This window comes from Roseateles subflavus, assembly GCF_030285365.1.
Taxonomy (GTDB): Bacteria; Pseudomonadota; Gammaproteobacteria; order Burkholderiales; family Burkholderiaceae_C; genus Roseateles_B; species Roseateles_B subflavus.
The window spans coordinates 1,109,728-1,134,241 of the sequence record NZ_JASVDS010000002.1; the positions used below are offsets into that span (position 1 = coordinate 1,109,728).

The window sequence follows — 24,514 nt, forward strand, 5'->3', positions numbered from 1 at the left end:
CGCCCGGGCCCGGAGCGATCAGCGGGCCGTCGGGCGGATTCAGAGCTCCGTGCGCAGCGCCCACAGCTCGGGGAAGAGCACCGTGTCCAGCATCTTGCGCAGATAGCTGACGCCCCCCGTGCCCCCCGTGCCGCGCTTGAAGCCGATCACGCGCTCGACGGTCGTCACGTGGCGGAAGCGCCAGAGCCGGAAGGCATCCTCCATGTCGACCAGCTCCTCGCCCATCTGGTAGAGGTCCCAGTGTGCCTTCGGGTCGCGGTAGACCTGCAGCCAGGCGGCCTTGACGGCCTCGCTGGCGGCGTAGGGCTGCGTCCAGTCCCGGTCGGTGTGGCTGGTGGGGACGTCGATGCCGCGCCGGGCCATTAGGCGCAGCACCTCGTCATAGAGCGAGGGCGCGCGGTAGGCGGCCTCGACGGCCGCCAGCAGATCCGGCCGGTGGGCATGCGGGCGCAGCATCGCGGCGTTCTTGTTGCCCATCATGAATTCGATCTGGCGGTATTGCCAGCTCTGGAAGCCGCTGCTGTTGGACAGATAGGGCCGGATCGCCGAGTACTCGGGCGGCGTCATGGTGGCCAGCACGTCCCAGGCATGGACGAGCTGCTCCATCACCCGCGAGACCCGGGCCAGCATCTTGAAGGCCTCGGGCAGGGCGTCCTCGTGCACGCAGCGCACGGCGGCCTGCAGCTCGTGCAGCATCAGCTTCATCCACAGCTCCGAGGTCTGGTGCTGGACGATGAAGAGCATCTCGTTGTGGTCCGGCGAGAGCGGATGCTGCGCCGAGAGCACCTGGTCCAGCTGGAGGTAGTCGCCATAGCTCATGTCCTTCGAGAAGTCGAGCTGCGCGCCTTCCTCGCGGACGATGGATTCGCCGGTGCCGGTCATGGGGCCGGCGCTGTGGGCATCGGGTGTGGGGTGGTGGGGGCAGGTCATGTCACGGCCGCTTTCTGGTTGAACTGGGACTGCTTCCATTCGCCGCTGGCCAGGACCTGGCGCAGGTGCTCGACGGCATCGAAGACCTCGGTGAAGCCGAGGTACAGCGGCGTGAAGCCGAAGCGCAGGATGTGCGGGACCTCGTCCAGGCGGCTGGGGTCGCCGGCACGGAAGTCGCCGATCACGCCGCGCGCGATCAGGGCCTGGATCACGGCGTAGCCGGCCTCGTGCAGCGGGGCCGCCAGACTCAGGCAGACCTGGCTGCCGCGGCGGGCGGCGTCACGCGGAGATGCCAGACGCACGCCGAGGTCGCTGAACGCGCCCTGGGCCTTGAGGCCGCAGCGGGCCTCGACCAGCTCGATGAACAGCTCGGTGAGGGCGATGGACTTCTTGCGCAGCGCGGGCATGCCGCCCATGGGCTCGCTGGCCAGGAAGACGTCGACGCCGCACTCCAGCGCCGCCGTGGACAGGATGGCCGGCGTGCCGCAGATGTAGCGGCCGATGCCCGGCGCGGGCGTGTAGTTCGGCGTGAACTGGAAGGGCGCCGCGTGGCCCAGCCAGCCGGACAGCGGCTGCCAGAACCGGTCCACGTGACGCGGGTGGGCCCAGACGAAGGCCGGCGCGCCCGGGCCGCCGTTGAGGTACTTGTAGCCGCAGCCGATCGCGAAGTCGGCATCGGCGCCCTTGAGGTCCACCGGCACGGCCCCGGCGGAGTGGGCCAGATCCCAGATCACCAGGGCGCCGGCCGCATGGGCGAGCTGCGTGACGCCGGCCATGTCGTGCTTGTAGCCGGTGCGGTAGTTCACCTCGGTGAGCATCAGTACGGCCAGCTCGGCGTTGATCAGCGCCGGCAGCTCGTCGACGTGGTCGAAGAGCTTCAGCGTGTAGCCCTGCTGCGCGGCCAGACTCTCGGCGATGTAGAGGTCCGTCGGGAAGTTGCTGCGCTCCGAGAGGATCACGCGGCGTTCCGGCCGGTCCTCGCCCGCGATGCGCAGCGCGGCGGCCAGGACCTTGTAGAGGTTGAGCGAGGTGGAGTCCGCCACCGTGACCTCGTCCTCGCCCGCGCCCACGAGCCAGGCGATCTTGTTGCCGATGCGGCGCGGCAGCTCCATCCAGCCGGCGGTGTTCCAGCTCTTGATGAGGTCGGTGCCCCATTCCTGGCGGATCACCTGCTGCACGCGTGCCTCGGTGGCCGCGGGCAGCACGCCCAGCGAGTTGCCGTCCAGGTAGATCACGCCGGCGGGCAGCGTGAAGTGCTCGCGCAGGGGGCGCAGGGCGTCGGCCGCGTCGAGGGCCTGGCAGTCTTGTCGTTGCTTCATTCAGGGAGCTCCATCAGAGTTCGCGCAGCACCGCGCGCACGGGTGAGGCACAGGCGCCGGCCAGCTTCAGCGGCAGGGCCAGCAGTTCGTAGTCGCCCGCCGGGACCTCATCGAGCACGAGGTTCTCCAGCACGCGCAGGTCGGCGCGCAGCAGCTGCTGGTGGCTGTCCAGGGACTTGCTGCTGGCGGGATCCACGCTGGGGGTGTCCAGGCCGATCAGCCGCACGCCGCGTGCGGCCAGCCAGGCCACGGTCTCGGGGGCGTAGGCGGTGAACTCGTCCTTCCAGACGGTGTCCGCCCGCTCGCAGGTGCGAACCAGCACGCGCGACGGCAGGCCCTCGGCGGCGTGCTCGACGTGCTCGATGCGGATCAGCGGTCCGCAGCCGATGGCATGGATCACGCGGCAGGGGCCGAGGTAGGCGTCGAGGTCCACCGCGGCGATGTCCGGTGCCTCGTTCGCGTAGTGCAGTGGCGCGTCGGCATGGGCGCCTACGTGCGGCGACATCGTCAGCGCGCTGAGGTTCACCGGGCACTGGGGCGACAGCCGCGCCGTCCACTGCAGGCGGTAGGGCTCGTCACCGGGAAAGAGGGGTGCATCCGGGTGCACCAGGGGGGAGATGTCCCAAAGCTTTTTCATGGGCGTCCTTCGTCAACGGCGCGCACCTTAAGGGCCTTTGAAGGGGCGTGGTGTCGGTTAATTCCAACAGGCATCGCGGTGCGTGGCAACAGGGTCCGGCCAACGCCCCGAACGCGGGAATGTCCGTAGTCTGGCACATCTCAAAACTAATTGACACCTAAACTATCGATGCCTAAAGTGCGTCGCAGACCAGCTGGAAAGGCGAGGGAAGATCATGCGCATCACCTGCATCGGCGGCGGCCCCGCGGGCCTCTATTTCGCGCTCCTGATGAAGAAGCAGAACCCCGCCCACCAGGTGCGGGTGCTCGAGCGCAACAAGCCCGGTGACACCTTCGGCTGGGGCGTGGTCTTCTCGGACCAGACGCTGGCCGCGCTGCGCGAGGCCGATGCCCCGACGGCCGAGGCGATCCTCACCGCCTTCAACCACTGGGACGACATCGACGTCCACATCAACGGTCGCACGATGCGCTCCAGCGGCCACGGCTTCTGCGGCATCGGCCGCAAGAAGCTGCTGAACATCCTGCAGGCGCGCTGCGAGCAGCTGGGTGTGGAGCTGGTCTACGAGCACGACCAGCCGGACGACGCAGGCGTTGACGCTGATCTCATCATCGCCAGCGACGGCCTCAACAGCCGCATCCGCAGCAAGTACGCCGCCACCTACCAGCCGGACATCGACCTGCGCCAGTGCCGCTTCGTGTGGCTCGGCACCGAGAAGCTGTTCGACGCCTTCACCTTCGATTTCCAGAAGACCGAGTGGGGCTGGTTCCAGGCCCATGCCTATCAGTTCGACGGCACGCACAGCACCTTCATCGTCGAGGCGCCCGACGCCGTCTGGCAGGCCGCGGGCCTGGACCAGATGGAGAAGGAGACCGGCATCGCCTTCTGCGAGCGGCTCTTTGCGAAGGTGCTGGACGGCAAGCCGCTGATCTCCAACGCCTCGCACCTGCGCGGCTCGGCGCAGTGGATCCGCTTCCCGCGGGTGGTCTGCCGGACCTGGGTGCATCGCCGCGAGGACGGCGTGCCGGTCGTGCTGATGGGCGATGCCGCGCACACGGCGCACTTCTCCATCGGCTCGGGCACCAAGCTGGCCCTGGAGGATGCGATTGCACTGGCCCGCGACATTGGCGAGGCCAAGGGCGATCTGTCGCGGGCGCTGGAGGCCTACCAGGCCAGCCGCTCCATCGAGGTCCTGCGCATCCAGAACGCGGCGCGCAACAGCACCGAATGGTTCGAGAACATCGAACGCCATGCGCAGCTCCCGCCCGAGCAGTTCGCCTACTCCCTGCTCACCCGCTCGCAGCGCATCTCGCACGAGAACCTGCGCCTGCGGGACGCGCGCTATGTCGGCGGCTACGAGGCCTGGCTGGCCGCGCGCGCGGGTCTGCCGCAGACCCCGGTGCCGCCGATGTTCACGCCCTTCACCTTGCGCGGGCTCACGCTGAAGAACCGCGTGGTCGTCTCGCCGATGGCGCAGTACCGCTGCACCGACGGCCTGCCGGGCGATCACCACCTGGTGCACCTGGGCGCCCGCGCCATGGGCGGCGCCGGCCTCGTGTTCGCCGAGATGACGGCCCCGAGCCCCGACGGCCGCATCACGCCCGGCTGCCCGGGCCTTTACACCGACCAGCAGCAGCACGCCTGGGCGCGCATCGTCGACTTCATTCATGCCAGCAGCAGTGCCAAGGTGGCGCTGCAGCTGGGCCATGCCGGCGCGAAGGGCGCGACGCGCCGGGCCTGGGAAGGCATCGACCAGCCGCTGCAGGAGGGCGCGTGGCCGCTGATCTCGGCCTCACCGCAGCAGTACCTGGACGGCGTCAGCGCGTGGTCCCGCGCCATGACGCGTGAGGACATGGACCGCGTCCGCGACGACTTCATCGCCGCCGCCCGCCGCGCCGCGGCCGCCGGATTCGACTGGCTCGAGCTGCACTGCGCGCACGGCTATCTGCTGTCCAGCTTCATCTCGCCGCTGACCAATCACCGCGACGACGCCTACGGCGGCTCGCTGGAGAACCGCCTGCGCTTCCCGCTCGAGGTCTTCACCGCGCTGCGCGAGGTGTGGCCGCAGGAGCGCCCGCTGTCTGTGCGGATCTCGGCCCATGACTGGGTCGATGGTGGCATCACGCCGGAGGACGCCGTGCAGGTCGCCGCCGCGTTCAAGGCGGCGGGCGCCGACCTGATCGACGTCTCGTCGGGCCAGGTCAGCAAGGCCGAGAAGCCGGTCTACGGCCGCATGTGGCAGACGCCCTTCTCGGAAAGCATCCGCAACCGCGTGGGCATTGCCACCATCGCGGTGGGCGCCATCAGCGAGGCGGACCACGTCAACAGCATCATCGCCGCCGGCCGCGCCGACCTCTGCGCCGTGGCTCGACCGCATCTCGCCAACCCGGCCTGGACCCTGCACGAGGCCGCGAAGATCGGCTACGTGGCCGGCCCGGGGCTGGAGTGGCCCCAGCCCTATCTCTCGGGCAAGGGGCAGCTCGAGAAGGAGTACGAGCGCCAGCGTGCCCAGGCCGCGCAGGGTGCCGGCTTGTCGGCGCTGGAGCAGGCGAACCGGGCGATGGGGGTCTGATGATGGCCCACGCTCCGTCCGTGTCTGCTGACCTGCGGGACCGCCATGCCGTCGTCACGGGCGGCGGCAGCGGCATCGGCCTTGCCGTGGCGCGGCAGCTCCTGGCCGCAGGCGCCCGCGTCACGCTCATGGGCCGGGATGGCGATCGCCTCGCCCGTGCCGCGCAAGACCTGACCCCGCACGGGCTGGAGCGCCTGCAATGCCAGGCGTGCGATGTGGGAGACGAGGCCAGCGTCCAGGCCGCCTTTGCCCGTGCGGTCGAGGGGCTGGGGGCGGTGGACATTCTCGTCAACAACGCCGGCCAGGTGGAGACCGCGCCGCTCACGCGCACGAGTCTCGCGCAGTTCCAGCAGATGCTGCAGGTCAACCTCACGGGCACCTTTCTGTGCAGCCGCGAGGTGTTGCCGGGCATGCTGGCCGCGCGCCAGGGACGCATCATCAACGTGGCCAGCACCGCGGCGCTGAAGGGCTATGCCTATGTGGCGGCCTACTGCGCGGCCAAGCACGGCGTGCTGGGTCTCACGCGGGCGATGGCGGCAGAGGTGGCGCGCAAGGGTGTCACGGTCAACGCCGTCTGCCCGGGCTACACCGAGACGGAGATCGTCCAGCGGGCCATCGAGACCATCACCGCCAAGACCGGCCGCAGCGCCGACGAGGCCCGTGCGGAGCTGGCCGCGGCCAATCCGCAGGGGCGTCTGATCCAGCCGGAGGAGGTCGCCCTCCAGGTGCTGATGCTCGCCAGCCCGCTGGCGGCCGGCATCAACGGGCAGGCCCTGGCCATCGACGGCGGCGAGTGTGTGACATGAGCCGCCAGCCCCTGCCCACGACCGAGCCGCTGGCGCCCGAAGCCGACGAAGCGCTGCCGCTGGGGCCCGACCTGGAGTCCCGCGTGGTGGACGACGATCATCAGGCGCTCAAGCTGTGGCTGCGCCTGCTCGCCTGCACGACGCGCGTCGAGGACCAGATCCGCAACCGCCTGCGCCAGCAGTTCGACACCACCCTGCCGCGCTTTGACCTGCTGGCCCAGCTCGAGCGCCATCCCGAGGGCCTGAGCATGCGCGAGCTGTCGCAGCGGCTGATGGTGACGGGCGGCAACGTGACGGGCGTGGTCGACCAGCTGGAGGCCGAATCCCTGGTACAACGCCAGCCCCACGCCAGCGACCGACGCTCCTTCACCGTGACCCTGACGCCCGCCGGCCGGCGCCTCTTCCGCCGCATGGCCGCCACGCACGAGGCCTGGGTGGTGGAGCTGCTGGGCGGCTGGACGGCGGCACAGAAGAGCGAGGTCTACGGCCTGCTGGCGCATCTCAAGCTGCATCTGGCGGGCCTTGAATCCGGCCGCACGCCGCCCCGGTCCTCGAAGCCGGGCAAGGCTGGCAAGTCACCCGCGACACCGCGTCGCAAAGGAAGTCCATGAGCAAACCCATCAGCCCCCATCTCGCCAACGGCAACAGGATCAGCCTGGCCGGCTTCGCGCCTCAGCACTTCCGCTGGGAGCAGCGCGGGGCGGTCGGCCTGGTCACGCTGAACCGGCCCGATCGCAAGAACCCGCTGACCTTCGACTCCTATGCCGAGCTGCGGGACCTGTTCCGCAACCTGAGCTATGTCGAGGAGATCAAGGCCATCGTGGTGCAGGGCGCGGGGGAGAACTTCTGCTCCGGCGGCGACGTGCACGAGATCATCGGCCCGCTCACGCAGATGAGCATGCCGGACCTGCTGGCCTTCACGCGCATGACAGGCGACCTCGTCAAGGCCATGCGCGCCTGCCCGCAGCCGGTGTTCGCGGCGATCGACGGCGTGTGTGCCGGTGCCGGCGCGATCATGGCGATGGCCTCCGATCTGCGGGTGGCCACGGCCCGTTCCAAGACCGCCTTCCTGTTCACGCGCGTCGGCCTGGCCGGCTGCGACATGGGCGCCTGCGCGATCCTGCCGCGCATCGTGGGCCAGGGGCGGGCGTCCGATCTGCTGTACAGCGGCCGTTCGCTCGGCGGCGAGGAAGGCCTGCAATGGGGCTTCCACAACCGCCTCGCCGCGCCGGACGAGCTGCTCGAGACGACGATGGCATGGGCCGCCGAGATCGCCACCGGCCCGAGCTTCGGCCACGCGATGACCAAGCGCATGCTGCACCAGGAATGGAGCATGGGCGTGGACGAGGCCATTGAGTCGGAGGCCCAGGCGCAGGCGATCTGCATGATGACGCAGGACTTCCATCGCGCCTATCACGCCTTCGTGGCCAAGCAGCGCCCCGTCTTTGAAGGGGATTAGGACCACCCCCTACCGGCTTCGCCGGCCCCCTCAAGGGGGCGAGACCAGAGGACCGGCGGAGCCGGATCCTCGGTCTCCACGCGGTAATTAGTGGACTGCAAAGGATGAGTGATGAATGAGGATCACGCGGCGTTGAGGCATCTGGCCTGGCCCTTTTTCGAGGAGCGCCATCGGGAACTCGCCCATGGGCTGGAAGCCTGGTGCACCGAGCATCTGCACGCGGGGCACGGGGCGGATGTGGACGCCGAATGCCGGGCGCTGGTGAAGGCGCTGGGGCAGGGCGGCTGGCTGCGGCATGCGGTCGCAGGCCAGGCGCTGGGCGGGGCGGCGGAGGTGATCGATACGCGGTCCATCTGCCTGCTGCGCGAGACGCTGGCGCGGCACCACGGGCTTGCCGACTTCGCGTTCGCGATGCAAGGCCTGGGCAGCGGGGCGATCTCGCTGGCGGGGACGGACGCGCAGCGGGCGCGCTACCTGCCGCGGGTGGCCGCGGGCGAGGCGCTGGCTGCGTTCGCGCTGTCCGAGCCCGAGGCCGGCTCCGACGTCGCGGCGATGCAGTGCAGCGCCGTCCCCGACGGTGACGACTATGTGCTCAACGGCGAGAAGACCTGGATCTCCAACGGCGGCATTGCCGACTTCTACGTGCTCTTCGCCCGCACCGGCGAAGCGCCCGGCGCGCGCGGCATTTCCGCCTTCATCGTCGATGCGGGGCTGCCGGGCTTCGAGATCGCCGAGCGCATCGAGGTGATCGCCCCGCATCCGCTCGCGCGGCTGCGATTCACGGATTGCCGCGTGCCGCGCAGCCAGTTGATCGGCATGCCCGGCGAAGGCTTCAAGATCGCGATGCGCACGCTGGATGTGTTCCGCACATCGGTGGCCGCCGCAGCGCTGGGCTTCGCCCGCCGCGCCTTGCAGGAGGGCTTGAGCCAGGCGCAGTCGCGGCCCATGTTCGGCGGCCATCTGGCGGACCTGCCGCTGGCACAGGCCAAGCTCGCGGACATGGCCTGCGGCGTCGACAGCTCGGCCCTGCTGGTCTATCGCGCGGCCTGGCAGCGGGACCAGGGCCAGCCCATCACCCGCGAGGCCGCCATGGCCAAGCTCATGGCCACCGAAACGGCGCAGCAGGTGATCGACGCCGCGCTGCAGCTGCATGGCGGCCGCGGCGTGCGCAGCGGGGAGATCGTGGAGTCCCTCTACCGGGAGGTCCGCGCCCTGCGCATCTACGAGGGCGCCAGCGAGGTGCAGCAGCTGATCATCGGCCGCGACCTGCTCAAGAACGGCTGAAGCCCAGCCCCATCCCGACTGACGGACGACCACACAGAACACACGAGGAGACCGTCCATGCATCGCAGTGCCCATGTCGACACCTTTGCCCGTGACCGGCTGCCGCCGCCCGAGCAGTGGCCCGAGCTGCTGTTCGAGCTGCCCTCGCTGCAGTTCCCCGAGCGCCTGAACTGCGCGAGCGAGCTGCTGGACGCCTGGGTGGCGCAGGGGCAGGGGGACAGGACTTGCCTGACCGGCAGTCGCCACCACTGGACCTATGCGCAGCTGCAGGCCGAGGCGAACCGCATCGCCCACGTGCTGGTGCAGGACATGGGCGTGGTGCCCGGCAACCGCGTGCTGCTGCGCGGGGGCAATTCGCCCATGCTGGCGGCCTGCTGGTTCGCCATCCAGAAGGCCGGGGCCATCGCGGTGGCGACCATGCCGCTGCTGCGTGCCAAGGAGCTGGGGCAGATCATCGCCAAGGCGCAGGTGACCCACGCCCTGTGCGACGCGGCGCTGGGCGCCGAGCTGGCCCAGGCGCAGACGGACCATCCGGTGCTGCAGCGCGTCGTCCATTACCACGGGGAGGGCGCCGATGGCCTGGAAGCGCTGGCCGCCGGCAAGCCGGCGCAGTTCAGCAATGTGGACACTGCCTCGGACGACGTCTGCCTCATCGCCTTCACCTCCGGCACCACCGGCCAGCCCAAGGGCACGATGCACTTCCACCGGGACGTGATGGCCATCTGCCGCTGCTGGCCCCCGCACTGCCTGCGGGCCACGGCGGACGATGTCTTCATCGGGTCGCCGCCGCTGGCCTTCACCTTCGGTCTGGGCGGCCTGGTGCTGTTCCCGATGAGCGTGGGCGCTTCCAGCGTGCTGCTGGAGAAGGCGACGCCGGACGTGCTGCTCGGCGCCATCGCGCAGCATCGCGCCACGGTGTGCTTCACGGCGCCCACCAGCTACCGCGCGATGGCCGCGCAGGTCGCGCAGCACGACCTCCGCTCGCTGCGCAAGTGCGTCAGCGCCGGCGAGGCGCTGCCGGCGGCCACGCGGGCGCTGTGGAAGGAAGCGACCGGCATCGAGCTGATCGACGGCATCGGCGCGACCGAGATGCTGCACATCTTCATCTCCCACGACGAGGCCGGCGCCCGCCCCGGGGCGACGGGCCGCGTGGTGCCCGGCTACCAGGCCTGCGTGCTGGACGACGAGGGCCAGGTCTTGCCAGCCGGCAGAATCGGACGCCTGGCCGTGAAGGGCCCCACCGGCTGCCGCTATCTGGACGACGAGCGGCAGCGCCAGTACGTCCTCAAGGGCTGGAACCTGACCGGCGACGCCTATCTGCAGGACGCCGACGGCTACTTCGTCTACCAGGCGCGCACGGACGACATGATCATCTCCGGCGGCTACAACATCGCCGGCCCCGAGGTGGAGTCCGCGCTGCTGGCCCACCCGGCCGTGGCGGAATGCGGCGTGATCGGCCAGCCGGACGAGGAGCGCGGGCAGGTCGTGAAGGCCTTCGTCGTGCTGCGCCCGGGTCACGAGGCGGGACCCGATCTGGTCCGGCAGTTGCAGGACTACGTCAAAGCCACGATTGCGCCCTACAAGTACCCCCGTGCGATAGAGTTCCTGCCCAGCCTGCCGCGCACCGAAACCGGCAAGCTCCAGCGCTTCCGCCTGCGCCAGCCCTGAGCGAACGCAGCCTTTCCTGACGACAACGCCCCCATGGACCGGATGGAGACCCGCATGAGCCTGCCTGACCCCCTCAAGAAGCAAGACCTGACCCCGCTGTTCGCCGCCGCCTGCGCGCTGGCCCTGGCCGCGAGCCCGGCGATGGCGGCCGACAAGATCAAGGTCGGGATGCTGAGCACCCTGTCCGGCGCTGGTGCCGGCCTGGGCGTGGACATCCGCGACGGCTTCAACCTCGCGCTCAAGCACAAGGGCGGCAAGCTCGGCGGCCTGCCCGCCGAGGTGGTGGTCGCCGATGACCAGCAGAACCCCGACGTCGCCAAGCAGGCCACCGACCGCCTGCTCAAGCGCGACAAGGTCGACGTGATGACCGGCGTCGTGTTCTCCAACATCATGCTGGCCGTCGGTCCCGGCATCTTCGACAGCAAGACCCCCTACGTCTCTGCCAACGCCGGCCCCTCGCAGTACGCCGGCGAGCAGTGCAACCCCTACTTCTTCAATGTCGCCTGGCAGAACGACAACCTGCACGAGGCCGTTGGCAAGGTGGTCACGGACAAGGGCTTCAAGAAGGTCGTGGTGATCGCGCCGAACTACCCGGCCGGCAAGGATGCCGTCAGCGGCTTCAAGCGCTTCTACAAGGGCGCCGTGGCCGATGAGATCTACACCAAGCTGGGCCAGCTGGACTACGCTGCCGAGCTGGCGCAGGCCCGCGCCGCCAAGCCGGACGCGATGTACATCTTCCTGCCGGGCGGCATGGGCATCAACTTCATCAAGCAGTTCGTGGGCGCGGGGCTCTCGCGGGACATCACGCTCTTCGGCCCCGGCTTCTCGGCGGACGAGGATGTGATCAAGGCCGTGGGCGAGCCGATGCTGGGCATGTTCAACAGCTCGCACTGGGCGCACGACATGGACAACGCGGCGAACCGGCAGTTCGTGGCCGACTTCCAGAAGGAGTACGGCCGGCTGCCCTCGCTGTACGCCAGCCAGGGCTACGACGCCGCCCTGCTGATCGATGGCGCCGTGGCGGACGTGAAGGGCCGGATCGAGGACAAGCCGGCGCTGCTGAAGGCGCTGAAGGCCGCCCATTTCACCTCGGTGCGCGGGCCCTTCAGGTTCAACAGCAACCAGTACCCCATCCAGGACTACTACCTGCGCATCATCGGCAAGGACGCCCAGGGCCGCGTGACCAACAAGACGCTGGGCAAGATCTTCAGCCAGCACGCGGATGCCTATGCGCCGCTGTGCAAGATGAAATGACCCCCCGCGACCGGCTGCGCCGGCCTTGCAGACCGCGCCAGGCCAGAGGCCCGGCCCTTCGGCAGGCACAAACGCCCAGGCGTTTGTGTCCGACCTCAGCCCCCCAGGGGGCGTGAGTGACGGCCCGGCGGCGCCGGATCCGCGCTCCCCGTTGGAAGGGGCACCCCGCACCTGGCGGTGGGGGCTCCCTGGTGGCGCGGTGAGAACGGTGGCCGCGTTTTCCGCTTGAACATTCGATGTGAGTACTAAGACCGGTCATGGATCTTGTTCTTGTTGCTGAACAGTTGCTGAACGGCCTGCAGTTCGGGCTGATGCTCTTCCTGCTGGCGGCCGGGCTGACGCTGGTGTTCGGGATCATGGACATGATCAACCTGGCCCATGGCTCGCTGTACATGGTCGGGGCCTATCTGGCGGCGGCGGTGGGCGGCGCCACGGGCAGCTTCGGGCTCGGGCTGCTGGCGGCCGTCACCGGCACGGCGGTGCTGGGCATGCTGCTGGAGCTGAGCCTGCTGCGGCGGCTCTATCAGCGGGACCACCTCTCGCAGGTGCTGGCCACCTTCGCGCTGATCCTGATGATCAACGAGGGCGTGCGCATGATCTGGGGCGAGCAGCCCTTGATGCTCAACACGCCGGCGGCGCTGTCCGGGCCCGTCGAGCTGCTGCCGGGCCTGCTGTACCCGGCCTACCGTCTGCTCATCATCGCGGTGGGCCTCGTCGTGGCGCTGGCGCTGTGGTGGGGCGTCACGCGGACGCGGGTCGGCATGTGGGTGCGCGCGGGCGCCTCGAACCGGGCCATGGCGCAGGCCCTGGGCGTGGACATCCGACGGCTCTTCACGCTGGTCTTCGGCCTCGGCGCGGCGCTGTGCGCGCTGGCGGGCGGGCTGCTGGGGCCGCTGCTGGCCGTTCAGGTCGGCATGGGCGAGAGCATCCTCATCCTGGCCTTCGTGGTCATCGTGATCGGCGGCATCGGCTCCATCCGCGGGGCGCTGGTCGGCTCGCTGCTGGTGGGGCTCGTGGACACGGCCAGCCGCACGCTGCTGCCGGCGGCGCTGCGGGCGCTGGCCTCGCCGGAGCTGGCCTCCAGCCTCGGGCCCGCGCTGGCGTCCATCCTGATCTACGTGTTGATGGCCGGGGTGCTGTTCTGGCGTCCGCAGGGGCTGTTCCCTGCGCGGCGCTGACCCAGCACCCAGGCCCGATGAGTCCCTGAACGACGTACCGCATGAGCGCTTCCACTCTTTCCGCCGCCAAGCCGATCCGGCTCGACCACCCCGGGCTCGGCCCATGGGGTCAGGTCTTGCTTCTGGCCCTGCTGGCGGGTCTGCCCTGGCTGCTCCAGCGGCTTGGCCTGGAGTTCTACACCGTGGTCGCGACGCGGGTGCTGATCTTCGCCATCGCGGCCAGCAGCCTCAACCTCATCCTGGGCTTCGGCGGGCTCGTGAGCTTTGGCCACGCGGCCTTCATGGGCCTGGGCGGCTATGCCGTGGGCGCGCTGACGAACGGCGGCGGCCTCGGCCAGCAGGCGCTGGTGGCCTGGCCCCTGGCGATGGCGGTGAGTGCCAGCGCGGCCGCCCTGGTGGCCTTCGTGGCGCTGCGCACGCGGGGCGTGTACTTCATCATGATCACGCTGGCCTTCGCGCAGATGTTCTATTACCTGATGGTCTCGCTGCGGGCCTATGGCGGGGACGATGGCCTCCCGATGCCGCAGCGCTCGCTGCTGCCGGGCGTCGACCTCAAGGACGACACCAGCTTCTACCTGTGCGTGCTCGCCTGCTTGGCGCTGTGCATGGGCGGCCTGCAGCGCCTGCTCAATTCACCCTTCGGCCTGCTGCTGCAGGGCGTGCGCGAGAACGAAGGCCGCATGCGCGCACTGGGGGCGCCGATCTTCGGCCTGCAGGCCAGCGCCTTCATCCTGGCCGGCGCGCAGGCCGGGTTGGCCGGGGCGCTGCTGGCCAATCTCAACGGGCTGGTGAGCCCGCAGATGCTGCATTGGTCGCAATCCGGCCAGCTGATGGTGATGGTGATCCTGGGCGGCGCCGGCGCGCTGTGGGGCGGCCCGCTGGGGGCGGCCGTCTTCCTGCTGCTGGAGGAGCTGCTGTCGGCCTACACGCTGCACTGGCAGCTGGCGCTCGGCGCGCTGCTGCTGGCGGTGGTGATGCTGGCGCCGCAGGGCCTGGCAGGCCTGGCGGGCAGCCTGCGCGACCGCTGGCGCGCACGGCAGGGGCGTGGCGGTGCGGGATCGGATGGCGGGGAGGGTGCCCATGGCTGAGCTGCTGCGGGTCGAATCCCTCGTCAAGACCTTCGGCGCCCTGCGCGCCACGGACGAGGCCAGCTTCGAAGTGATGGAAGGCGAGGTGCACGCGCTCATCGGCCCGAACGGGGCCGGCAAGACCACGCTGATCCACCAGATCGCGGGCGGCCTGCGACCGGACGGCGGCCGCATCCACTTCCGCGGGCAAGACCTGGCCCCCTTCGGCATGGCGGCGCGCGTGCAGGCCGGGCTGGTGCGCAGCCACCAGATCACCAGCATCTTTGCGCGCTGCAGCGTGCTGGACAACCTCGTGCTTGCCGTCCAGACCCGCCGGGGCGGGGCCCATCAATGGTGGCAGGCCCGCCGGCATCAGATCGTGGTGATCGCCGAGGCCGAGGCGCTGGCGCAGAAGGTCGGCCTGAGCGCACAGCTGGACCGCGCCGCCGGCAGCCTGTCCCATGCCGAGCAGCGCCAGCTGGAGATCGGCCTGGCGCTGGCCGCCAAGCCGCGCCTGCTGCTGCTGGACGAACCCATGGCCGGCATGGGGCCGGACGAGTCCGAGCGCATGCTGGAGCTGCTGCAGCTGCTGCGCCTGAACATGACGCTGCTGCTGGTGGAGCACGACATGGACGCCGTCTTCCGCCTCGCCACGCGCATCTCGGTGCTGGTGGGCGGGCGGGTGATCGCCACCGGCACGCCCGAGCAGATCCGCAGCCACGCCGGCGTGCGCGAGGCCTATCTGGGGGACGAGGGGCCTCCCCACGTCACGCAGGAGGCGGCCACATGAGCGAACCGGTGCTGGAAGTGCGCGGCCTCGAGGCGGCCTACGGGCGCAGCCCGGTGCTGTTCGGCGTGGACCTGGAGGTGCGCCAGGGCGAGGTGCGCTCGCTGCTGGGCCGCAATGGCATGGGCAAGAGCAGCCTGATCAAGTGCCTCGTCGGCTGGCTGAAGCCCAGCGCCGGGCGCATCCGCCTGTGCGGTGAGGACGTCACCGGCTGGGCGCCCGAGCGCATTGCCCGCCAGGGGCTGGCGCTGGTGCCGGAGGGCCGGCAGATCTTTCCGAACCTGAGCGTCGAGGAGAACCTCGTCGCCTTCGCGGCCAACCGCCGCGGCCTGACCGCGCCCTGGACGCTGGGCCGTGTCTACGAGGCCTTCCCGCGGCTGGCCGAGCGGCGGCACCACGGCGGCGCGCAGCTCTCCGGCGGCGAGCAGCAGCTGCTGGCCATCGCCCGCGCATTGATGACCAACCCGCAGCTCCTGATCCTGGACGAGGCCACCGAAGGCCTGGCGCCCCTGGTGCGCGAGGAGATCTGGCGCGTGCTGGACCAGCTCCGCAGCCGCGGGCAGACGATCCTGGTGGTCGACAAGTACGTCCAGCGGCTCGTGCGCCTGGGCGACGCCCATCACATCATGGAGCGCGGCCGGATGGTCTGGCAGGGCGACTCCCCCGCGCTCGAGGCCGATCCGGCCCTGTGGGAGCGCCACCTCGGCGTGTGAGGACCGCATCATGGACGCTGCCACCCCCCGATTCGTCTTCGCCCGCGAGGAGCGCGTGCGCTTCGGCCACTGCGATCCGGCCGGCATCGTCTTCTACCCGCGCTACTACGAGATGCTCAATGCCGTGGTCGAGGACTTCTTCACCTTGGGCCTGGGCATCCCCTTCGATCAGCTGCTGGGTCCGCGCCGCGTGGGGCTGCCCACCGTGCAGCTCGACAGCGGCTTCGAGCGCATCAGCCGCATGGGCGATGTGCTCGTGCAGCGCGTGGCCATCGAGCATCTCGGCCGCAGCTCCCTGCGCCTTTTCCATCACTACGAGGGCCCCGACGGACGACGGGCCTGGTTCCGCCAGTCGCTGGTCTGCACGTCCCTGGAGACCCACCGTGCCCAGCCTCTGCCCGATGACGTTCGCAGCGCCTTGCTCGCCTTGAGCGGCCTGCCGGAAAGCACCCCATGACCTCCACGCACAAGACCGTTCTCCAGCCCGCCGACTGGGCCGCGCCCAAGGGCTATGCCAATGGCGTGGCCGCCAGCGGCCGCCAGATCTTCGTCGCCGGCCAGATCGGCTGGAACGCGCAGTGCCAGTTCGAGAGCGACGACTTTGTCGATCAGGTCCGCCAGGCCCTGCAGAACATCAAGGCCGTGCTCGCCGCCGGGGGCGCCGGACCCGAGCACATCTGCCGCATGACCTGGTATGTGCTCGACAAGCGTGAGTACCTGGCGCGTGGCCGCGAGGTGGGGCAGGTCTACCGGGAGGTGCTGGGCCGCGAGTACGGCGTGGCCATGAGCGCCGTGCAGGTGGCGGCACTCATGGAGGACCGGGCGAAAGTGGAGATCGAGGTGACGGCGGTCGTGGGCTGAGCGCCCGGGCCCGGCAGGGGCAGCGCCGCCGGGGCGTATCCTCACGACGGGACGGCCCTTCGGCGCGTCACGAGGAGAACGGGCATGGACGAGGACGCGACCTCACGCAAGACGCAGCCGGTGCGAGGCCTCGTGAAGCTCACGGCCCAGGCGACGCTGGGCCTGGCCGACCTCGTCGAGGCGGTGCACGCCCGCGTGCTTCAGGGGCCGCTGGCCGCTGGGGCCGACGCCAACAACCGCACCGGGGGGCTGACGGGGCTGGTCTATCGCAGCATCCGGGGTGTGACGCGACTCGCGGGGGCCGGCGCGGACGAGCTGCTGGGTCTTCTGGAGCCCGCGCTCCAGGCTGGCGGCACCTTCCCGCAAGGCGACGCGCTGGTCTCGGCGCTCAACGGGGTGCTGGGCGATCACCTCGAGCGCACGCACAATCCGCTGGCTCTGCCCATGAGCTTGCGCGCGGGCGGGCGTGAGCTGGTGCGGTACAACGCCGAGCGGGCTGCCGACCTGGCCCCCGATCTGGCCGCCGCGCTGCCGGCCGCGGGCGGCGCACCGCTGGTGCTAATCCATGGCCTGTGCATGAATGACCGGCAATGGCGCAGCGCCGCCACCGGGCACGACCACGGCGCGGCGCTCGCGCGGGACCTCGGCTTCACGCCGCTCTATCTGCGCTACAACACCGGCCTGCACATCGCCCGCAACGGCGAGGCGCTGGCGACGCTGCTGGAGGCGCTCGTGACGCACTGGCCCGGGCCGCCGCAGCCGTTGACCCTGCTGGGCCACAGCATGGGCGGCCTGGTGGCGCGCAGCGCCCTGCATCATGGGGTCGCAGCCGGCCACCGATGGCCTGGCCAGGTGGGCGACCTGCTCTTTCTGGGCACGCCCCATCATGGTGCCCCCCTGGAGCGCCTGGGGCACTGGTTCGAGCGCCTGCTGGGCCAGACGCCGTACGCGGCGCCCTTTGCGCGGCTGGGGCGCTTGCGCAGCGAGGGCATCACCGACCTGCGGCACGGCAGCCTGGTGGCGCAGGACTGGCAAGGCCGCGATCGGTTCGCTTCGACGCCGGCCGTCCCGCAGCACCTGCCACTGCCGGCCTCGCTGCGCTGCTATGCCGTGGCCGGCAGCCTGGGGTCGGAACCCGACGAACTCAAGAACCGCCTGCTGGGCGATGGCCTGGTGCCGCTGGACAGCGCCCTGGGACGGCACCGGGACCCGCAGCGCACCCTGGCCTTCCCGCCGGAACGGCAGTGGATCGCCCAGGGGGTCGGGCACCTGGCGCTGCTGGAGGATGCCGCGGTGTACGCGCAGCTGCTGCAGTGGCTGCGTCCCTGGCAGCTGGCCTGAACCGGCGGGCCGCCGGCGATGGCAGCGCGGGCGGCCGGGCAGGGAGGGTCAGGTCTTGCTCCACCCGGCGCGGTGTCCGGGGCGGGCGCTGGCAGACCCCATTTCGGGGGGGCGGGCAGGGCCCGCGCAGCAGTGAAAATCGGGCCCCCGCCGAGGCCGCCCCGGTGGGCGACGGCAGGGGCCCGCCCGCTACCATCGCCCGACCGGCCGCATCGGCCCGTTCTGCCTCACCGCCCCGGAAACCGCCCATGCGCCGCCTTGTTCTCATCCCGCTCCTGCCCCTTTCGCTGCTGCTCGGTGGCTGCGATCTCGGGGACCGTCTGCGCAGCGGGGAGGACCGCATCAACGCCGTGATGCCGCTCAGCGCGCAAGCCCTGCAGGCCCATGATCGGCTGATGGCCCGCCTCCCGGAGAAGAGCCCGGAACGGGCGGCTGCGGAACAGGTCTGGGCAGAGCGCCTGCAGCTGCGTGCCCGGGATTGCGGTCAGGGCTTCAAGCCGGCCTGGCACCACTCCAATGCGCAGGTGCGCACGCGGATCGCGTCGGAGACCTGCTTCGCGGTCTTCGATCGCAAGCTCAGTGCCTGGGCGGGCCTGCGGCGTGTGCGCCAGCTGCTGACGATGCCGTCCATCGCGGGGGCGGCCAAGGATGCGGCCAGCCCGCTGACCCTGCCCCGCGGCGAGCGCGGCTTTGCGGGACTGGATGGGCAGGGTCGATCGTCGGTGCTGCTGATGCGCAGCACTGACCAGGTCGCCCTGGTGGCCCTAGGGGATGGCCGGACGCTGCACACGCATCAGTCCAGCCAGGCGTCCGTCGAGAGTGTGTCGCCCAACGGCCGCCTGTTCGTCGAGCGGGTGGCGGACCGGGTCCGGCGCATCCATGCCACGGAAGGCGGCGAGGTCCTGGTGGAGCTGCCGCATGCCCAGGCCATCAGCTGGCTGGGCAGCCGCTACCTCGCGGTCACCGAGCCCAGCGCCGACAAGTACGGCTACCTGCTCGATCTGGAAACGGCGGAGGAGGTGCTGGTGCCAGCCCGGCTCCAGGCCAGCGGCTACCGCTTCCTGCCGGTGCCGGGCAACGAGCGCCGCGTGAATGTGCTGTCCAGCACGAGCCTGGAGCAGTTCGAGGTCCGTTCCGAATCGGGCCGCACCACGGCATCCCTGGTGGCCGAGAAGCCCGGCACGGTGGGACAGCGGTTCGGCACTGGCGACGTGCAGGAGGCGGATGGCGGCAAGCGGTGGCTGACGCGCCTGGACTCGGACCTCCTGCTGATCGATCCCGTCAGCCTGGACCTGCAGCGGATCAGCATGCCGCCGGCCTTTGTGCGCGATGCCTCGCCCTCCGCAGAGCCGGGCCGCTACCTGGTCAAGCTGGAGCTGGGATCCAGCAGCACGGCCAATGGCTACTACCTGCTGGACGCGGCGGCCCGCACGCTGGCGCGCGTGCAGGGCGTCGAGCGAGAGCAGGAGCTGCGCTACTTCCCCGCCGCGGGCCGCTATGTGGCGATGGGCCCCGACAGCCTGCAGGTGCTGGGCGCACTCGCGGCCGAGGCGCCCCGGACCCTGGACAGCGCGATGGTCGCCCTGCAGAAGGAATCCGAGAACCGCAAGCTGAACGAGGCGGACCAGCAGATGCTCGCCCTCATGCAGAGCGCATCCATCCCGGCCGATTCGCCCTTGTTCCAGCAGATGAGGTCGGCGCGGATCGAGGCTGTGGGCGTGTACGAGCCGCGCGTGTTCTCCTCGACGCCGGGCAAGATGGACGGCAGCGGCCCGGTGGATGTCATCGTGCGCCGCTCGTCCCGGCCGCTGGTGCTGGTGCTCAGTTCCTACCGTAGCGTCCAGTGGCGTCTGCGGCTGGAACCCGGCGCGCGGGTGGAGGCAGTGCTGCACAGCGGCTACGAGGACTCCACGGTGGTCGGGGCCGGCACGGCGCGCGTCCTGAAGATCGGCACGGAGTACGCCTATCAGGGCGAAGGGGCTGCCTACCAGGCCCTGCAGCGTCAGGTGGCGCGATGGACGACGCGGTCCATCCAGCAGTTCCAGGGCAGCTATCAGGGCAGCAACTTCTCCGTCGGCGGCAACTGAGCGCCGGGCGGGTCGCCGGGGCGGAGCGGATCACCGCCGCTCGGGCGTCACCAGGCATTCGCTCAGGAAGGCTTGCCGCAGGGCGGCCGCCGAGTCCTGCCGCCATGCCGCGAACACCCGGCTGCGCTCCATCGTTTCCGCCAGCGGCCTGAACACCGCGCCCTGAATGCCGGCATCCTGGAAGGCCGCCGGCACGATCGACACCCCGAAGCCCCGCGCCACCAGCGACACCACCGAGAGCCAGTGCCGCCCCTCGTGCTGCAGGCGCGGGTAGAAGCCCTGCTGGCGACACATCTCGACGATGCGCGCGTGATAGTCCGGCGAGCCCCGCCGGGAGAAGAGGATGAACGGCTGGTCGCTCAGGCTGGACAGCGCGATGCGCCGCTTGCGGGCCGCGGGGTGCGAGGCCGGCAGGCAGGCGAGGAAGGGCTCGTCGTAGAGCGGCTCGCAGGCGAGGGCCGGCGGCAGGCGGTCGGTGTGGAGCAGGGCGAGGTCCAGTTCCTCCTGCAGCAAGGCCTGGATCTGGTCCTGCGAGTTCAGCTCGATCACCACGACCTCCACGCGCGGGTGCGAGGTCTGGAACGCCGTCAGCCAGCCCGGCAGCCCGTGAAAGACGGTGGATCCCACGAAGCCCAGGCGCAGCCGGCCGACCTCGCCCGCCTGCACCTCGCGGGCCTGGGCACAGGCGTCCTCGAAGCGGCCGAGCAGGGCCTGCGCGCTGGCGCGGAAGCTCTCGCCCGCCGGGGTGAGGCGTACGCCCTTGCTGTCGCGGTCCAGCAGGCGCGCCCCCACCGCCGATTCCAGCTGCTGCAGTGCGACCGAGAGCGGCGGCTGCGACATCGCCAGGCGCTGGGCCGCGCGCCCGAAATGCAGCTCCTCGGCCAGGGCGAGGAAGTAGCGCAGGTGGCGCAGCTCCACGCGGGAGAGGGCGGCCGAGGCCTGAGAGGTGACCATATTCTTTGCCTATCGGTGAATGGCTCAATCGTATTGGACACGAATCGTCGCACAGGGAATACTTGCCGACCATCAAGGGGCGGCTGCCCCGCCACCGCCCGGATCAGGACAAGACAGGAGATCTCCATGGCCACCAAGGCAAGCTTCCAATGGGACGACCCGCTGCTGCTGGACCAGCAGCTCACCGCGGACGAGCGCGCCGTGCGCGATGCCGCCCGCGACTACTGCACGGAGCAGCTGATGCCCCGCGTGCTGGAAGCCTTCCGCCATGAGCAGACGGACCCGGCCATCTTCCGCGAGATGGGGGCCCTGGGCCTGCTGGGCCCGACGATTCCCGAGACCTACGGCGGCGCCGGCCTGAACTACGTCTGCTACGGCCTCGTGGCCCGCGAGGTGGAGCGCGTGGACTCCGGCTACCGCTCGATGATGAGCGTGCAGAGCTCGCTGGTGATGGTGCCCATCCACGAGTTCGGCAACGAGGCCACGAAGCAGAAGTACCTGCCGAAGCTGGCCACCGGCGAGTGGATCGGCTGCTTCGGCCTGACCGAGCCCAACCACGGCTCCGACCCCGGCTCCATGATCACCCGCGCCAAGAAGGTGCCGGGCGGCTACAGCCTCACCGGCTCGAAGATGTGGATCACCAACAGCCCGATCGCCGACGTGTTCGTCGTCTGGGCCAAGGACGACGACGGTGCCATCCGCGGCTTCGTGCTGGAGAAGGGCTGGAAGGGCCTGAGCGCACCGGCCATCCACGGCAAGGTGGGCCTGCGCGCCTCCATCACCGGGGAGATCGTGATGGACGAGGTCTTCTGCCCGGAGGAGAACGCCTTCCCCGAAGTGCGCGGCCTCAAGGGCCCGTTCACCTGCCTCAACAGCGCCCGCTACGGCATCGCCTGGGGCGCACTGGGCGCGGCCGAGTTCTGCTGGCACACCGCCCGCCAGTACACGATGGACCGCAAGCAGTTCGGCAAGCCCCTGGCCGCCAACCAGCTGGTGCAGAAGAAGCTGGCCGACATGCAGACCGAGATCACCCTCGCGCTGCAGGGTTGCCTGCGCCTGGGCCGGATGAAGGACGAGGGCACGGCGGCGGTGGAGATCACCTCCATCATGAAGCGCAACAGCTGCGGCAAGAGCCTGGACATCGCCCGCACGGCGCGTGACATGCTCGGTGGCAACGGCATTTCCGACGAGTTCGGCATTGCCCGCCACCTGGTGAACCTGGAGGTGGTCAACACCTACGAGGGCACGCACGACATCCATGCCCTGATCCTGGGCCGCGCGCAAACGGGGATCGCGGCGTTCTGACGCTCGGGCGCCCGGCCGCGGCGCGGCCCCATCGCGGGTGAAGGGCGCGGCCGGTGCCGCGCCGCGCTGGCCCTAGACTGCGGGCATGACTCTTCGCATTGCCTTCATCGGAGCGGGCCGCCTGGCCCAGTGCCTGGCGCCGGCCCTGGCGGAACAGGGCGAGGCCATCGTGGCCGTGGCCAGCCGGGATCCGGCCTCGGCGCAGCGCCTGGCCGCGCAGCTGCCGGGCAGCCATGCCATCACGCCCGAGCGCTGTGTCGCCCAGGCGGACCTGGTCTTTCTCAGCACCCCGGACGACGCCATTGCCTCGCTCACGGCCCGCCTGCCCTGGCGGCCCGGGCAGGCGGCGGTGCATTGCAGCGGTGCCACCGGCCTGGGCGCGCTGGCGTCGGCCCGTGCGCTGGGCGCGGCGGTGGGGGGCTTCCATCCCCTGCAGATCTTCTCCGACCCGCGTTCCGCACGTGAACGCCTCGCGGGCTCGCTGGTGGCCATCGAGACCGCCGATGACGCCCTGCGTGCGCAGCTGCTGCGTCTGGCGGGGCGCCTGCGGCTGCAGCCCCTGGCCATCCGCGGCGAGCAACGCGCGGCCTATCACGCCGCCGCCAACATCGCCGCCAGCGGCCTGCTGGCGGTGCTCAGCGAGGCCAGCCAGCTGTTCGAGTCCCTCGGGCTGGGGCCGCAGGAAGCCCTGGCCGCCTTGATGCCGCTCTCTCGCGGGGCGCTGGACGCGGCCTCCCAGCGCGGCCTGGCGGGCGCCCTCGCCGGGCCCGTCGCACGGGGAGATGCTCAGGTCCTGGCGGCCCATCTGCAGGTGATGTCGGGCCGCGGCGAGGCCGCGCTGGCCCAGTACCGGTGGTTGTGCCAGCGCCAGCTGGACCTGCTGGCGCCCGAGGATCGGCCGGGCCCGGCGCAGCGCGAGGCGCTCCAGGCCCTGCTGGCCCGCGATCGTCAGGGGCTGGCCGGAGCGGGGCCGGCAGCGCTGCCAGCGTCGGGTCCTGGGACACCCGACACCGCCGAGGCCCCCCGCGCCGTTCGCTCCTGAGCCTGCCCCGATGCCGCCCCCTCGCGCCGGGCGGGCATGACCTGACCCTCGCGGATCGCTGACCGTCATGGCCTCGCGGTCATTTGGGCGCGGGGTGCCGGGCATGACCTGACCCCGTCGCCAGCCCCCAGGCCGATGTCGGCGCGGCGTCCCGGTGTCGGCCTGCCGGCGGCGCCGGGCCGGGCACGCCGTCGGCGCTCGCGCTGGGGAGGGCTGGCGTTCATCCCACGCAGACGCAGCTGAGGCTGCTGGCGCGGCATCAGGTCGCCTGGCGGGCGGGCGCCACCGCGAGTCTGACTACACTGCGCCGCGAACAAGAGGAGCCCCGCCATCGCCGGGGCGGAGGAGCGAGTCATGACAGCAGCCCACAAGAACACCGCCGCGACCGACCGGACCGGCACGAATCACACAGGCCTCGCGCGCGCGCGGCTCGCCGGGGCCGCGCCCGGGCGACGGGCAGCGGGCGCGGTGCTGGCCCTGGCGTGCGGAACCGTCTCGACCATGGCCGGGGCGGAAGCCGCGCCCCTGCCGGCCGCTACCGCCAGCCAGGCGGCAGCCCCTGACGCCGTCCTGGCTCCCGTGGCCGTGGAAGGCAAGCGGGCGCCGGATCCCGGCATCATCCCGGCCCGCTTCATCTATCTGATTGACGGCCTGGCCCGGCGCCATGCCAGCGAGCTGATCCTGCTGAACTTCAAGGCCCACGCCCTCAAGCAGAAGACCCCGGCGCCGGGCACGCGGCTGGTGGTGGAACTGGCGAACGAGGACGAGCTGCCCGTCGGCATGGCGGAGGACGGCACGCTGAGCCTGCCGCCGCTGACGCCGGCCCAGGCGGAGACGGCCAAGCTCATCCCGAATCAACCCAAGGGCACAATGGGCTTGCGCCTGAACCTGGAGGTCGTGCCCAAGGTGGCCAGCATCACGCCGGCGCAGGTGGCGCGGGCCGAGGCGCAGCTGCGGGCGCTCGTCGGGGACGTCAAGGGTCTGCTCCCCTGGGCCTTCCGCTGGATGCTGCCGGGCGTCTCGGGCGTGGCGCTGTGCCAGCCCGCGGGCGAAACGCCGGCCTACTGGAGCTCCTCGCAGGGCACCCACCGCATCCTCTTCCTGTACGAGACCAAGGACAGGAAGCAGAGCTGCGCCGTGCTGGACCCGGCCGGCCTGCCGCCGGATGCGCGCCTGCAGGCGTCCGCCGCCGCGGAGCTGGGCCCCTGGCTCAACGGGCTGACGGGGTCCAAGAGCCGCTGAGGGCGCTCATC

General features: G+C 70.8%; 22 protein-coding genes. 18 read left to right on the forward strand and 4 right to left on the reverse strand.

What is annotated here, in order from left to right:
- Positions 1 to 39: 39 nt before the first annotated feature.
- From kynA to kynB, 3 genes are read right to left on the reverse strand one after another with little or no spacing between them, the layout of a single operon-like run.
- Positions 40 to 930, reverse strand: coding sequence for a tryptophan 2,3-dioxygenase (kynA, locus tag QRD43_RS10750; protein ID WP_285982456.1), 891 nt, complete (start codon positions 928 to 930; stop codon positions 40 to 42).
- Positions 927 to 2,249 (reverse strand): kynureninase, encoded by a 1,323-nt coding sequence (gene kynU / locus QRD43_RS10755; RefSeq protein ID WP_285982457.1) that lies wholly within the window; start codon positions 2,247 to 2,249, stop codon positions 927 to 929. The genes kynA and kynU overlap by 4 nt, the downstream gene beginning before the upstream one ends.
- Positions 2,250 to 2,262: 13 nt before the next feature.
- On the reverse strand, positions 2,263 to 2,886 hold the full coding sequence (gene kynB, locus QRD43_RS10760) for an arylformamidase (RefSeq protein WP_285982458.1): 624 nt from the start codon (positions 2,884 to 2,886) through the stop codon (positions 2,263 to 2,265).
- Positions 2,887 to 3,100: 214 nt separating this feature from the next.
- Between kynB and QRD43_RS10765 the strand changes: the two genes are divergently transcribed.
- The 15 genes from QRD43_RS10765 (at position 3,101) to QRD43_RS10835 (ending at position 19,960) form a co-directional block, all read left to right on the forward strand.
- Positions 3,101 to 5,455 (forward strand): bifunctional salicylyl-CoA 5-hydroxylase/oxidoreductase, encoded by a 2,355-nt coding sequence (locus tag QRD43_RS10765; protein WP_285982459.1) that lies wholly within the window; start codon positions 3,101 to 3,103, stop codon positions 5,453 to 5,455.
- 2 nt (positions 5,456 to 5,457) lie between these two features.
- Positions 5,458 to 6,261 (forward strand): SDR family NAD(P)-dependent oxidoreductase, encoded by an 804-nt coding sequence (locus tag QRD43_RS10770; RefSeq protein ID WP_285982523.1) that lies wholly within the window; start codon positions 5,458 to 5,460, stop codon positions 6,259 to 6,261.
- A complete protein-coding gene (locus QRD43_RS10775) occupies positions 6,258 to 6,872 on the forward strand; it encodes a MarR family winged helix-turn-helix transcriptional regulator (protein ID WP_285982460.1) in 615 nt (204 codons plus the stop codon). Before QRD43_RS10770 ends, QRD43_RS10775 begins: the two co-directional genes overlap by 4 nt.
- On the forward strand, positions 6,869 to 7,720 hold the full coding sequence (locus QRD43_RS10780; RefSeq protein ID WP_285982461.1) for an enoyl-CoA hydratase family protein: 852 nt from the start codon (positions 6,869 to 6,871) through the stop codon (positions 7,718 to 7,720). Before QRD43_RS10775 ends, QRD43_RS10780 begins: the two co-directional genes overlap by 4 nt.
- Before the next feature lie 111 nt (positions 7,721 to 7,831).
- Complete coding sequence (locus QRD43_RS10785; RefSeq protein ID WP_285982462.1) at positions 7,832 to 9,004, forward strand: acyl-CoA dehydrogenase family protein; 1,173 nt, start codon at positions 7,832 to 7,834, stop codon at positions 9,002 to 9,004.
- Between the two features lie 57 nt (positions 9,005 to 9,061).
- On the forward strand, positions 9,062 to 10,672 hold the full coding sequence (locus QRD43_RS10790; protein WP_285982463.1) for an AMP-binding protein: 1,611 nt from the start codon (positions 9,062 to 9,064) through the stop codon (positions 10,670 to 10,672).
- 54 nt (positions 10,673 to 10,726) lie between these two features.
- A complete protein-coding gene (locus tag QRD43_RS10795) occupies positions 10,727 to 11,926 on the forward strand; it encodes an ABC transporter substrate-binding protein (protein WP_434063853.1) in 1,200 nt (399 codons plus the stop codon).
- A 257-nt stretch (positions 11,927 to 12,183) separates the two neighbouring features.
- On the forward strand, positions 12,184 to 13,104 hold the full coding sequence (locus QRD43_RS10800) for a branched-chain amino acid ABC transporter permease (protein ID WP_285982464.1): 921 nt from the start codon (positions 12,184 to 12,186) through the stop codon (positions 13,102 to 13,104).
- Positions 13,105 to 13,145: 41 nt separating this feature from the next.
- Positions 13,146 to 14,192 (forward strand): branched-chain amino acid ABC transporter permease, encoded by a 1,047-nt coding sequence (locus QRD43_RS10805; protein ID WP_285982465.1) that lies wholly within the window; start codon positions 13,146 to 13,148, stop codon positions 14,190 to 14,192.
- Positions 14,167 to 14,961 (forward strand): ABC transporter ATP-binding protein, encoded by a 795-nt coding sequence (locus tag QRD43_RS10810; protein WP_434063854.1) that lies wholly within the window; start codon positions 14,167 to 14,169, stop codon positions 14,959 to 14,961. Before QRD43_RS10805 ends, QRD43_RS10810 begins: the two co-directional genes overlap by 26 nt.
- Positions 14,962 to 14,969: 8 nt before the next feature.
- Positions 14,970 to 15,671: an ABC transporter ATP-binding protein gene (locus tag QRD43_RS10815; RefSeq protein ID WP_285982525.1), complete on the forward strand. Its 702-nt coding sequence runs from the start codon at positions 14,970 to 14,972 to the stop codon at positions 15,669 to 15,671.
- Between the two features lie 10 nt (positions 15,672 to 15,681).
- Positions 15,682 to 16,128: an acyl-CoA thioesterase gene (locus QRD43_RS10820; protein ID WP_285982467.1), complete on the forward strand. Its 447-nt coding sequence runs from the start codon at positions 15,682 to 15,684 to the stop codon at positions 16,126 to 16,128.
- A complete protein-coding gene (locus QRD43_RS10825; RefSeq protein WP_285982468.1) occupies positions 16,125 to 16,532 on the forward strand; it encodes a RidA family protein in 408 nt (135 codons plus the stop codon). Before QRD43_RS10820 ends, QRD43_RS10825 begins: the two co-directional genes overlap by 4 nt.
- An 84-nt stretch (positions 16,533 to 16,616) precedes the next feature.
- Positions 16,617 to 17,873 carry a lipase family alpha/beta hydrolase gene (locus tag QRD43_RS10830; RefSeq protein WP_285982469.1) on the forward strand — a complete coding sequence of 419 codons (1,257 nt, stop codon included), beginning with the start codon at positions 16,617 to 16,619 and terminating at the stop codon, positions 17,871 to 17,873.
- A 248-nt stretch (positions 17,874 to 18,121) separates the two neighbouring features.
- The gene (locus tag QRD43_RS10835) at positions 18,122 to 19,960 is read left to right on the forward strand and encodes a hypothetical protein (protein ID WP_285982470.1); all 1,839 of its coding nucleotides are present in this window, start codon (positions 18,122 to 18,124) and stop codon (positions 19,958 to 19,960) included.
- A 30-nt stretch (positions 19,961 to 19,990) separates the two neighbouring features.
- On the opposite strand, the gene QRD43_RS10840 is transcribed toward QRD43_RS10835, so the two are convergent.
- Entirely contained in the window at positions 19,991 to 20,914 is a 924-nt protein-coding gene (locus QRD43_RS10840; RefSeq protein ID WP_285982471.1) for a LysR family transcriptional regulator, read from the reverse strand.
- Between the two features lie 126 nt (positions 20,915 to 21,040).
- Here QRD43_RS10840 and QRD43_RS10845 point away from each other — a divergent pair, with 126 nt between their 5' ends.
- The 3 genes from QRD43_RS10845 (at position 21,041) to QRD43_RS10855 (ending at position 24,503) form a co-directional block, all read left to right on the forward strand.
- The gene (locus QRD43_RS10845; protein ID WP_285982472.1) at positions 21,041 to 22,219 is read left to right on the forward strand and encodes an acyl-CoA dehydrogenase; all 1,179 of its coding nucleotides are present in this window, start codon (positions 21,041 to 21,043) and stop codon (positions 22,217 to 22,219) included.
- Between the two features lie 85 nt (positions 22,220 to 22,304).
- On the forward strand, positions 22,305 to 23,261 hold the full coding sequence (locus QRD43_RS10850; RefSeq protein WP_285982473.1) for a Rossmann-like and DUF2520 domain-containing protein: 957 nt from the start codon (positions 22,305 to 22,307) through the stop codon (positions 23,259 to 23,261).
- Positions 23,262 to 23,615: 354 nt separating this feature from the next.
- On the forward strand, positions 23,616 to 24,503 hold the full coding sequence (locus QRD43_RS10855; protein WP_285982474.1) for a hypothetical protein: 888 nt from the start codon (positions 23,616 to 23,618) through the stop codon (positions 24,501 to 24,503).
- The last annotated feature ends 11 nt before the right edge of the window (positions 24,504 to 24,514 follow it).

Excerpts from the sequence above, each read along its gene's own strand:
- kynA (WP_285982456.1), bottom strand. The coding sequence starts at position 930 with ATGACCTGCCCCCACCACCCCACACCCGATGCCCACAGCGCCGGCCCC.
- kynU (WP_285982457.1), bottom strand. The coding sequence starts at position 2,249 with ATGAAGCAACGACAAGACTGCCAGGCCCTCGACGCGGCCGACGCCCTG.
- kynB (WP_285982458.1), bottom strand. The coding sequence starts at position 2,886 with ATGAAAAAGCTTTGGGACATCTCCCCCCTGGTGCACCCGGATGCACCC.
- QRD43_RS10765 (WP_285982459.1), top strand. The coding sequence starts at position 3,101 with ATGCGCATCACCTGCATCGGCGGCGGCCCCGCGGGCCTCTATTTCGCG.
- QRD43_RS10770 (WP_285982523.1), top strand. The coding sequence starts at position 5,458 with ATGGCCCACGCTCCGTCCGTGTCTGCTGACCTGCGGGACCGCCATGCC.
- QRD43_RS10775 (WP_285982460.1), top strand. The coding sequence starts at position 6,258 with ATGAGCCGCCAGCCCCTGCCCACGACCGAGCCGCTGGCGCCCGAAGCC.
- QRD43_RS10780 (WP_285982461.1), top strand. The coding sequence starts at position 6,869 with ATGAGCAAACCCATCAGCCCCCATCTCGCCAACGGCAACAGGATCAGC.
- QRD43_RS10785 (WP_285982462.1), top strand. The coding sequence starts at position 7,832 with ATGAATGAGGATCACGCGGCGTTGAGGCATCTGGCCTGGCCCTTTTTC.
- QRD43_RS10790 (WP_285982463.1), top strand. The coding sequence starts at position 9,062 with ATGCATCGCAGTGCCCATGTCGACACCTTTGCCCGTGACCGGCTGCCG.
- QRD43_RS10795 (WP_434063853.1), top strand. The coding sequence starts at position 10,727 with ATGAGCCTGCCTGACCCCCTCAAGAAGCAAGACCTGACCCCGCTGTTC.
- QRD43_RS10800 (WP_285982464.1), top strand. The coding sequence starts at position 12,184 with ATGGATCTTGTTCTTGTTGCTGAACAGTTGCTGAACGGCCTGCAGTTC.
- QRD43_RS10805 (WP_285982465.1), top strand. The coding sequence starts at position 13,146 with ATGAGCGCTTCCACTCTTTCCGCCGCCAAGCCGATCCGGCTCGACCAC.
- QRD43_RS10810 (WP_434063854.1), top strand. The coding sequence starts at position 14,167 with ATGGCGGGGAGGGTGCCCATGGCTGAGCTGCTGCGGGTCGAATCCCTC.
- QRD43_RS10820 (WP_285982467.1), top strand. The coding sequence starts at position 15,682 with ATGGACGCTGCCACCCCCCGATTCGTCTTCGCCCGCGAGGAGCGCGTG.
- QRD43_RS10825 (WP_285982468.1), top strand. The coding sequence starts at position 16,125 with ATGACCTCCACGCACAAGACCGTTCTCCAGCCCGCCGACTGGGCCGCG.
- QRD43_RS10830 (WP_285982469.1), top strand. The coding sequence starts at position 16,617 with ATGGACGAGGACGCGACCTCACGCAAGACGCAGCCGGTGCGAGGCCTC.
- QRD43_RS10835 (WP_285982470.1), top strand. The coding sequence starts at position 18,122 with ATGCGCCGCCTTGTTCTCATCCCGCTCCTGCCCCTTTCGCTGCTGCTC.
- QRD43_RS10840 (WP_285982471.1), bottom strand. The coding sequence starts at position 20,914 with ATGGTCACCTCTCAGGCCTCGGCCGCCCTCTCCCGCGTGGAGCTGCGC.
- QRD43_RS10845 (WP_285982472.1), top strand. The coding sequence starts at position 21,041 with ATGGCCACCAAGGCAAGCTTCCAATGGGACGACCCGCTGCTGCTGGAC.
- QRD43_RS10850 (WP_285982473.1), top strand. The coding sequence starts at position 22,305 with ATGACTCTTCGCATTGCCTTCATCGGAGCGGGCCGCCTGGCCCAGTGC.
- QRD43_RS10855 (WP_285982474.1), top strand. The coding sequence starts at position 23,616 with ATGACAGCAGCCCACAAGAACACCGCCGCGACCGACCGGACCGGCACG.